The sequence below is a fragment of the Yersinia sp. LJYL362 genome (assembly GCF_048323875.1).
The window spans coordinates 1-10,082 of record NZ_JBLWEX010000088.1 but is presented as its reverse complement, the minus strand read 5'-3'; the positions used below and the strand labels follow the sequence as shown (position 1 = coordinate 10,082).

Genomic DNA, 10,082 nt, shown 5'->3' with positions numbered 1-10,082 from the left:
TCTTTCGTAAAGTAGCGGAGACTTTATCCATAATCATGACAATAACCACCATGATTAATGTAATAAACATCACGACATCCCAATTCCATAAGCGCATATTCTCGGCATAAACTAAGCCGATCCCTCCTGCCCCAACAAAACCTAACACTGCGGCCGACCGGGTATTGGATTCAATCTGATAGAGGCTTAGCGCTAAAAAAGTGGGGAAAGACTGAGTGAAAATACCAAAACGCTGTTTTTGCAAAGCATTGGCTCCCATGGCGGTCAAACCACGATTAGGTGATTTATCTACCGCTTCATGTCCTTCTGCATAAAGTTTACCGAGCAACCCCATATCTTGCATAATAATCGCCAACACTCCAGCAAGTGGCCCCATACCCACTGCACGCACAAAAATCAGCCCCCAAATCGCCATATCAATGCCACGAAAGATATCCAAGAAACGTCGCACGACAAATGAAATAAGGCGTAAACTCGGTGTCGACATCACATTTCGCGCAGCCAGGAATGACAGGGGTAAAGCAATCAGAGTGGCAGTGAGTGTTCCGGCAAACACAATGGCTAAAGTAATAAAAATCTGGCCAAAGTAATATCTAAATGGCCAATTGACAAAGTCATGCCAAACAAACATGCGCAAAAAATATCGGCTTATTTGCTGGCTACCATTTACAAATGCCTGCCAGGGAATGCCAAAGGTTTTGAAGAAAAAAAGGTAATATAAAAAAATAGCTATCCCAATGATAGTAACCCATCTGATATAGCGTTTTTGCTGTAAGAAAATCTGCGGATGCTGTCGCTTCAGTGTAAAGAGCTGCTCTGCGGTTAGATTATTATTTAGCATTATGAAACCCCTTCCACAACTCGCTTGCGTAATTTGCCGGATGTATAATCCAACAGCGAAACCACGATAATAATCAGCAGTAGTGTCATACTCACCTGATCATAGCGATCCAATTTTATTGAGGTCATTAACTCCTGACCGATTCCCCCCGCTCCCACCAAACCCAAAATAGTCGATTGGCGAAAATTAATTTCCAGCCGCATAAAACTATAAGAAAGAAATATGGGTTTTACTTGTGGCCAAAGTGCAAAGCGCATCCGTTGCAATTTACCCGCTCCACAAGCAGCGAGGCCGCGAATAGGTTTATCAGATGCGGTTTCCAATGATTCGTAAAACAACTTGGTTAAGCTGCCAATAGTGTGTAAGGCCAGCGCCAAAAAACCGGGAATCGCCCCAATTCCAAAAGCCATGACAAACATTACTGCCCATGCTAATTCTGGCATCGTGCGTAAAAAGGCGACAAAGGTCCGGATAGATAATCTCAACCATGATGGGATTTGAGTATTATTCGCCGCCAAAAAAGCCAGAATAATGGCAACCATTACCGATAAAATTGTCGACGCCACAGCCAATTGCAGTGTTTCCCAGATTAGCGGTAACTGAATCGGCAGACGATAGCCCCAATAAGCCAGTGAGCCTTCCGTATGACCATCCGCCAATAGTTTATGCCAATGGAGTACGGGGATAGTTTCAACCAGATAATCAAAAAAATGCGGAATAGAAATAAAAACAGTATGTAAATTAAACTCAGCAATACTTCCCGCACCAAGATAGATAATGACCAGCGTCAATGACCAAATCAACGTTTCACGTTTCTGTTTAGCGCGAACCCGCTGATAGTAATGGTTGAAGTCCGTATTCAAAATTAGCTACCACCTAAAAAATAGCTCCGGCAAGCCAGAGCTAAACTATTTTTATCCGCAGAGCCGACTTAGCGGTCGCCTTTGGTTAATTCGCGCTTCATATCAATGATTGTTTGATATTCACTTAGTGATGTCTCACCAATATGCTGTTTGCCGCCCATTGCTTTGATAAAGCAGGCGTGATCTTCTTTATCCAGTTTTTTAACCGCGGCTACGAGTTGTGCTTTAAATTCAGGTGGCAATGCGCCACGGACTAAAATCGGGCCATTAGGAATAAGTGGAGATTCCCAGATAATACGGATCTGTTTCATTAAATCCGGGTGATCCATCCTAATCATGCGGGTGAATGCGCCACTGGTATAACCGGTATTGTAGTCGCCGATCATTGATGCCCATGTTACTGCACCGTCAAATTGACCGTTAATAACACCCAGAATATCCTGCTCATGGCCACCAGAGAATGTCACGCTAGAGAAGAAATTGTTATATTTGTTATCGACTGTCCCGCCTAATTTCTGTTTAAAGACTTGATTAGGGATCAAGAAACCTGAAGTTGAGTCTGGATCAGCGAAACCAAATGCTTTGCCCTTTAAATCTTCAATTTTCTGATAAGGGCTATCGGCTTTGACGACTACAACTGAGTGATAACCGCGCGACTTGTCAGTATCATCAATAGCAATCCCCACGATATCGACGGCTTTAGGATCTTTAATATAAACAGAAGCAAAAGAGGAGGGAGACATACTTAATACCAAGTCAATCTTCCCACCAAGTAAACCTTGAATCACCCCTGAGTAGTCAGAAGCGTTATGCAAATTAGTTTTAACGTTTAATTCTTTATCCAAGAATTCTTTGACACACATATTATCGCCAATTTGCTGTGTTGCATTCTGTCCACCCAGAATACCCAGATTAATTTCTTTTGGCGCATCCGCTGCCGTAGCATTAAATACCATCATACTTGCCAATAATGAGGTAAGACAAAGTACTTTTTTCATTAAAATAACCTATTCTGATAAAGGGATAAGTGGGAATTAATGCAAAAGCTCAGTTGATTCATCGCTATATATATCCTGAATAATAGTGTCATTCAGCATAGAGGGATGTCCGTCAAAAATGATCCGTCCATGAGCAATACCAATGACTCTGGTACAATACTCTTTTACTAAATCGACAGAGTGTAAGTTAACGACGACTGCAATATCGTCTTCACTTATTTTCTGCAATGTATTCATAATGCGCGTGGTGTTTTTGGGGTCCAAAGAAGCAACGGGCTCATCAGCCAATAATATTTTGGGGTTTTGCATCATGGCACGACAAATAGCTACTCGCTGCATTTGCCCACCCGAGAGGTTTTCTGCACGTTGCAAGGCATGTGGCAGCATATTAAGCCATTGCAACAATTCGATTGCCCTGGCGCGATCCTGGTCTGCAAAAATTTTAAAAAATGATTTTAGTGTGGAGGTATAACTGAGGCGGCCTAATAAAACATTTGTCATAACATCGAGGCGCGGAACCAAACAGAAATCTTGAAAAATCATACCACATTTGGCTCGCCACTTTCTCATCTGCTTGGTTGTCAGAGCAGCGATATTCTGGGTCTCACCATTGTCATGGTAATTAATAATTTCACCAGCACTGCTGGGAATAGTACCATTTAAAACATGCAATAATGTCGATTTACCGGCACCAGAACGGCCAATTATTGCGACAAACTCACCTGCGTGAAGCTCAAAATTAATATCATCCAAAACTCGATGCTGTGACTTATACGCTTTAACTAAACCTTTAACAGCAAGTACCTTTTTACGCGATTCTGACACCGCAGCTGGATAATCAGCCACAGTGAATTTACGTAACGCCTGGCCCATGTCATGTCTCTCAGATTGCCTGTAGTCATGAGCCATTAACGAATATTTCTATTGCATATTGATGATAGTTTTATGAGAGAAAGGTGACAAAATTTAGCCACCTTCCTATATTTTGATAAGTCTGTATTTCTTGATTAATGCTAATTTCGCCAGTTAATAATTATTTAAAATTACTGTGAAAGCATTTAAATAACCTCTAACTTCTCAATTTTCGGTAGACAAATAACACAACCAGCGAGCCGATAACCGCCACCACAAAGCTGCCAAAGTTAAACCCATCAACCTTGCCCATTCCAAAGAAAGTACTGATATAGCCACCAACCAGCGCACCCACCACGCCGAGGATTATAGTCATAATAAAACCACCACCATCCTCTCCTGGCATAATCCATTTAGCCAAAATACCGGCGATAAGACCAAAAATAATCCAAGATAGTATGCCCATAAGCACCTCCATAAAATTAAAAATCACTGATAGCAGATTTACCTACTTCACTCATTACAAATTTAACATTACAGCCTAAAACTGCTATCGTCATTGTTAAGTTAAGACCCGAATAACAAAATCTGCAAATCAAATCGGCCATATTCAGACGAAATTAAATAACAGATTCACGCGGTGAAAAAATATGATTAACTCCCTGTTGTTGCAGCTTTTTCAGCAAATCATACCCACCATTCGGAGCACTATGGGCGAATTCTCTTTCACTGGCAAAAACAGGGCTAGCCCAATATATATTAACCGGGTCATCTTGCTGAAGAGGCAATATTAGGCTATCAGCATTGTCATAAAGCTTTGATGATAAAATATAGCCTTCATACCCTTGAGGAGCAACTTCTGACTCCAAGGTATGCCCTTCCCCCAGCCAGGTTATTTTGCCCCAGGGTACATGAGCAAAACCGGCCAGTGCGCTAGCCATATGAATAGCATTGTCCTCATTAACATATTGGCTATCAATCGCTATAGCCATTTCGAAACGCCGGTATTTAGTCGCATCGTCATTGAATAATATTTCAACCCATGGCTGAGGGCGAATACTAACCCCCAACGTCAGAAAATAATATATTCCCTCTTTTTCGTGTTGTGAGATAGCCATAGGCGGCCACTTACCTTGATCGATGGCATAATATTTTATCGCAGGGCCGAAATGTTGTTCATAGCACTGAATATATTCGGCCTGTAACGCAGGCCAAGGGTTCCCTTCTTCCTGCTGCCAGGTTCGCCAAAATTGGCGTGTATTTTGAGCACGAGCATATTGTGTATTGGTGGAAGCTGAACCCAGCGGTAATGTTAGTGGGTTATCTTTAATACAACTGGCAGAATAACAAACCGAGTGATCAATATATAAACTCCAACCGGGAATAATCGCCAGTAATTGCCCCTGATACCATAATGCTGCGCCATCATCACTTTCTGACCAGATAATTGAAATAAACTGCGCATCAAGTTCAGCCTCACCGGCCACATTACGGCAAAACTCGGCAGCTAATCGCGGAGCTAATCCTTGTTCCAGGGCGACATTATCAGCCGATATTGGCGCTGCAACCAAATTTCTCACCCAACAAGCGCGAACAGGAAAACGCTCTTCAAACGCCTCTTGCGGATAAATATAGAAATACACTACCCGCTGGTCTTGTTGCACCACGGCTACTAATGTCTGGTTTTCATTACTGACTTCGGCCAGTACCTCAGATTCTTTCATATCGCCTCAACTGTATCGGCAAAGGATTTCAGGCTAAACACGCTATATTGCCTGCCGTAAAATAAGTCTATTAGCGAGATACACATAACCTTATGCTAATAACTCTATACTGAAAAATGTGAAAAAGTGACTATAAAAACTCAGTGATAGTGTAAAACGACTTATCTCTTTAAATCATCAGCAAAAGTCTCAAAAAGTCTCAGTATCAACATGAATATCTAGACACATATTTTTATAATTGATTCAATATCTTCCTTTAGAGGCTGGCTCTAATGATGGAGTATGACCTAAAGATTAATAGCCAATAGTAGATAGTCTACTGCCTGCTTTCACGCTAAAATAGAACCATTATTTTTTCGTAGAATAGAAGGCTGATATGGCATATATACCGAAGAACTACGCGCGGTTGGAAAGTGGGTATAGAGAAAAAGCGTTGAAGATTTTTCCGTGGGTTTGCGGTAAATGTTCACGAGAATTCGTTTATTCCAATCTGCGCGAACTAACTGTTCACCATATCGACCATGATCACAGTAATAACCCCGAAGATGGCAGCAATTGGGAGATGTTATGCCTTTTTTGCCATGACCATGAACACTCCAAATATACCGAAGCAGACCTCTATGGCTCGACAGTGATTGCTGGCGATGATGCACAGAATGATCAGGGAGTTGCCACCCATAATCCATTCGCTAACTTGAAGTCTTTGATGAAAAAATAGGGCTATCTGGCCGTGACACCGGGAACGGCCAATATGACATCATGAGGGTTCTGCGTGTGCTCGCTAGAAACCCAATAGCTGTCGGTATGAGCGACTTTCTTGTTGTTCTGCCAATAATCCTAATCTATCAGCTAAATCTCGGCATTCAGCCTTGAGATTATCAAGCACCGAAGCATCATCAGTCATAATAGCTATTTCAGCAAAATCACCCAATCCCGCCAGGTTATCAACCGTGACATGAAATTTTCCAATAAAATAGATACTACGTCGTTTCTCCAATGTAAACGCCGGCTGATAACCTAATGTTGACAACATACTCTGCACTTTATCGATATCTTCAATATTAGCCGCTTCGCAACGTTCGGCACCCGGCCCTTTAACTATCCACAAACGAATACCTGATGGATTCATTTCTCGTAAAACCATACTTATTTGCTTAGCCGCTAAATCACCGCTATTCGCTTCCAGATAGATATCTTTTTCATGATTATCGACGGTAAATGCAATTGCTTTATGCATAACTAACTGATTATGCAATTGAGCGATATCCGATACCTGAAACTTCAACTCAACCTCATATTTACCAACAAAATGCTCACTCATAAAATGCCTTATTAATCCGTGTCATAATCAAATTAGATCCTATACTTCATAGTCTGAGGGTTAAAAATTATTATTGTGACACTCATCAAATTAGCGTCCGCATTAGCCATGCTAAACCGCGCGCTGCACAAATAACAATAGAAACGCTAATGACGTGGAAAGTTTCACAAAATTAATACAATGATAGGGATATGCTTGTATGAAACAATCTAATGATAAAAAAACTCAAACCTTGTTAACTCAGTTACAGCATATTGTTGGCGCACGCTATTTATTGACTGGCGAACGACAAACTGAACGTTATCGTACCGGTTTTCGATCAGGAGCAGGGTCTGCCCTCGCTGTGGTATTTCCTTCTACATTGTTGCAACAATGGCAGTTATTGCAGGCCTGCGTAGCAGCCGACACTATCGTTATCATGCAAGCAGCGAATACTGGACTGACCGAGGGTTCAACTCCTAGTGGTGATGATTACGACCGCCCTATTGTCATATTGAATACATTACGCCTCAATCAAATTCAGTTACTCAACGATGGTAAGCAGGTTATTGGCTTTCCCGGTAGTACTTTGAATCAACTGGAAAAACGCTTAAAACCTTATGACCGCGAACCCCATTCAGTCATTGGTTCTTCCTGCATCGGTGCTTCTGTTATCGGTGGTATTTGCAATAACTCAGGCGGCTCATTGGTTCAAAGAGGCCCTGCCTACACCGAAATGGCACTATATGCGCAAATCGATGCACAAGGTGAGTTGCAATTAATTAATCATCTAGGAATTAATTTAGGCAATACGCCAGAGGAGATTTTACAACGTTTAGAACGGGGTAAATATCGGGCCAGCGATATTGTTCAAGGGACACAGCAAGCATCTGATCATGAATATGCTACGCGAGTGAGAGATATTGATGCCCCTACCCCATCCCGTTTTAATGCTGACCCAAGACGCCTATTTGAAGCGTCTGGATGCGCGGGTAAATTGGCTGTGTTTGCTGTTCGCCTGGATACATTCCCCAGTGAAAAACAGCAGCAAGTTTTTTATATCGGCACCAACCAGACTCAAGTATTAACAGAACTGCGGCGTGCTATTTTACGCGACTTCAAACATTTGCCTATTGCTGGTGAATACATGCATCGTGACATTTTTGATATTGCGGAGGTGTATGGCAAAGATACATTTGTCATGATCAACAGTATGGGCACCAATAATATGCCACGTTTTTTCACCTTAAAAGGCAAAATTGATGCGCGCCTGAGTAAAGTTCCGTTTCTGGTTGATCACTTAACTGATCGGATCATGCAAGGTTTTAGCCAGGTACTCCCCAACCATTTGCCAAAGCGGCTTAAGAGTTATCGTAATAGATATGAGCATCACTTGATGTTGAAAATGTCAGGTCAAGGAATTACTGAAGCCCAGCAATTTTTAAAGGAGTTTTTTGCTACTGCGGAAGGCAATTTTATTACCTGTACTGCCGATGAGGGTAAAAAAGCTTTTTTACATCGTTTTGCTGCGGCTGGGGCCGCCGTTCGCTATCACGCAGTTCATGCCGATAAAGTTGAAGACATTCTCGCGCTGGATATTGCTCTACCACGTAATGAAGAGCAGTGGTTTGAAACTCTACCACCTGAAATAGACCAATGTCTGGTTGCCAAACTCTATTATGGCCACTTTTTGTGCCATGTTTTTCATCAAGATTATATTGTGAAGAAAGGAGTCGATACGCACGCCTTAAAACAAAAAATGTTGGCTCTTCTGAATGATAAAGGAGCGGAATATCCAGCCGAACATAATGTCGGGCACCTCTATATCGCCAAGCCAGCTTTAAAGGTTTTTTATCAGCAGATAGATCCAACCAACAGCTTTAACCCTGGGATTGGCAAAACGTCGAAACTTAAATATTGGCAGACAAAATAACGCTACCAGTAATGAGTATGGTTTGAATCAAAAAAATTAAGCATTATCCGAATTGCAGCATCATAGCGTATGGATTCAGCCAGACAAACTATAGTCATAGTCTACTATCAACTAAGGTTGGTATGACTAGTAAACGTTATTTTTTCATCTTGATGACTGGGAGAACAAATGAAAATAATACTGTGGATTATTGCGATCATTTTTATTGTAGGCTTACTGACCATTACTGGCGTATTTAAACTAATTTTCTAATTTTTATCAGTAATATGAGCGCTACTTATTAAATATTATAGGCAGAATTTGCCAGTCACTCGCAAACTCTGCCTTTCTATTATCAATTGCTGTATTTATTCGGATACCTGAGCTAATCGGCCTTGAGCATCTTTTTGCTGGCGATAGCTTTTTGCAGCTCCGGGGATGGGTGCGGCCTTGCCCGTTTCCATCCAACTGCGCAGGCGGTTTGCATCTGCAAAATGGGTATATTTACCAAAAGCATCCAAAACAACCAGTGCAACAGGGCGGTTACCAATAACGGTGCGCATTGCCAAACAGTGTCCTGCCTGATTGGTAAAGCCGGTTTTAGTTAGCTGAATATTCCATTTATCGTTATAAACTAAATGGTTAGTGTTTCGGAACGGCAACGTGTAATTTGGCTCTCGGAATGTTGCCATTTTCTCGGTCGTAGTGCTTAGCTGACCTATGAGTGGATATTGCTTGGTCGCTATCAATAATTTAGTAAGGTCACGCGCTGTCGAAACATTATTAATCGAGAGACCGGTGGGTTCGACATAGCGCGTTTTGGTCATTCCTAGTGATTTAGCTTTTGCATTCATCGCCTTAATAAAGGCGTTATAACCGCCGGGATAATGATGAGCCAGACTTGCTGCGGCACGATTCTCCGACGACATTAGCGCCAGCAACAACATATCTTTGCGGCTAATTTCACTGTTCACTTTAACCCGTGAAAATACGCCTTTCATTTCTTTGGTTTGATGGATATCGACTGAAATAATCTCATCAAGCGGTAATTTAGCATCTAATACCACCATTGCTGTCATCAATTTGGTGATGGATGCGATCGGCACGACCTCATCTGCATTGTTAGCATAAATCACTTTATTCGTTTGTAAATCAACCACCATAGCGCTCCCCGAAGCCAGCTCAAGAGGGGCTTTACCTTTAACTTCACTGGCTCCACCACTCGCTATCGCGGTAGGAACAACACTGATACTGGTAGATAAAAGCAAGAAACTTAATAGTGCAAAACGGATTTTCACATGCATGTTCATCAGCTTAAATAGGTTATCTGGGGCCATTGTGGTTGATCTGGCGCATTATAAATTACAGTAATGCACCGCGCACCACACATTCTTAAAATGATTGTTACAAAGATTAAAGCTGACTAATCGCTGCTCAGCGGTAAACATTTACGTAAGTAAATACTGCCAACTTCAATATTAGTCTATAATGCCAACAGAAATATTCAGATAAACCTAATTAACAGGTGTTTATATGGGAACGACAATTTTTGGTATTCTTTTCGGTGTATTTTTAATCGCGGCTGGTTTAGC

The 10,082-nt window shown here is 41.7% G+C and carries 10 protein-coding genes; 2 read left to right on the top strand and 8 right to left on the bottom strand.

The features are described from left to right. The 6 genes from phnE (ACNSO8_RS03775) to ACNSO8_RS03750 form a co-directional block, all read right to left on the bottom strand. On the bottom strand, positions 1–841 hold an 841-nt coding region (phnE, locus tag ACNSO8_RS03775), incomplete at its 3' end, for a phosphonate ABC transporter, permease protein PhnE (RefSeq protein WP_418393862.1). After that, the gene (gene phnE, locus ACNSO8_RS03770; RefSeq protein ID WP_418393861.1) at positions 841–1,704 is read right to left on the bottom strand and encodes a phosphonate ABC transporter, permease protein PhnE; all 864 of its coding nucleotides are present in this window, start codon (positions 1,702–1,704) and stop codon (positions 841–843) included. The genes phnE (ACNSO8_RS03770) and phnE (ACNSO8_RS03775), both read right to left, overlap by 1 nt. 68 nt (positions 1,705–1,772) lie before the next feature. Further along, complete coding sequence (gene phnD / locus ACNSO8_RS03765; protein ID WP_019082711.1) at positions 1,773–2,702, bottom strand: phosphonate ABC transporter substrate-binding protein; 930 nt, start codon at positions 2,700–2,702, stop codon at positions 1,773–1,775. 36 nt (positions 2,703–2,738) lie between these two features. Continuing rightward, on the bottom strand, positions 2,739–3,575 hold the full coding sequence (gene phnC, locus ACNSO8_RS03760; protein ID WP_019082710.1) for a phosphonate ABC transporter ATP-binding protein: 837 nt from the start codon (positions 3,573–3,575) through the stop codon (positions 2,739–2,741). 196 nt (positions 3,576–3,771) lie between these two features. After that, positions 3,772–4,020, bottom strand: coding sequence for a GlsB/YeaQ/YmgE family stress response membrane protein (locus tag ACNSO8_RS03755; protein WP_005158887.1), 249 nt, complete (start codon positions 4,018–4,020; stop codon positions 3,772–3,774). Positions 4,021–4,174: 154 nt separating this feature from the next. After that, entirely contained in the window at positions 4,175–5,278 is a 1,104-nt protein-coding gene (locus tag ACNSO8_RS03750; protein ID WP_019082709.1) for a suppressor of fused domain protein, read from the bottom strand. A 376-nt stretch (positions 5,279–5,654) separates the two neighbouring features. On the opposite strand from ACNSO8_RS03750, the gene yajD reads away from it, so the two are divergent. Then, the gene (gene yajD / locus ACNSO8_RS03745) at positions 5,655–5,996 is read left to right on the top strand and encodes an HNH nuclease YajD (RefSeq protein ID WP_005158894.1); all 342 of its coding nucleotides are present in this window, start codon (positions 5,655–5,657) and stop codon (positions 5,994–5,996) included. A 63-nt stretch (positions 5,997–6,059) separates the two neighbouring features. Here yajD and cyaB read toward each other — a convergent pair whose 3' ends face one another. Beyond that, the gene (gene cyaB / locus ACNSO8_RS03740; RefSeq protein ID WP_046051308.1) at positions 6,060–6,599 is read right to left on the bottom strand and encodes a class IV adenylate cyclase; all 540 of its coding nucleotides are present in this window, start codon (positions 6,597–6,599) and stop codon (positions 6,060–6,062) included. Between the two features lie 199 nt (positions 6,600–6,798). Between cyaB and dld the strand changes: the two genes are divergently transcribed. Beyond that, positions 6,799–8,511, top strand: a complete 1,713-nt coding sequence (dld, locus tag ACNSO8_RS03735; RefSeq protein ID WP_019082707.1) for a D-lactate dehydrogenase — start codon at positions 6,799–6,801, stop codon at positions 8,509–8,511. Between the two features lie 347 nt (positions 8,512–8,858). Here the strand turns inward: dld and pbpG are convergent, their stop codons facing one another. Beyond that, positions 8,859–9,794 carry a D-alanyl-D-alanine endopeptidase gene (gene pbpG / locus ACNSO8_RS03730; RefSeq protein WP_032901676.1) on the bottom strand — a complete coding sequence of 312 codons (936 nt, stop codon included), beginning with the start codon at positions 9,792–9,794 and terminating at the stop codon, positions 8,859–8,861. Positions 9,795–10,082 lie beyond the last annotated feature (288 nt).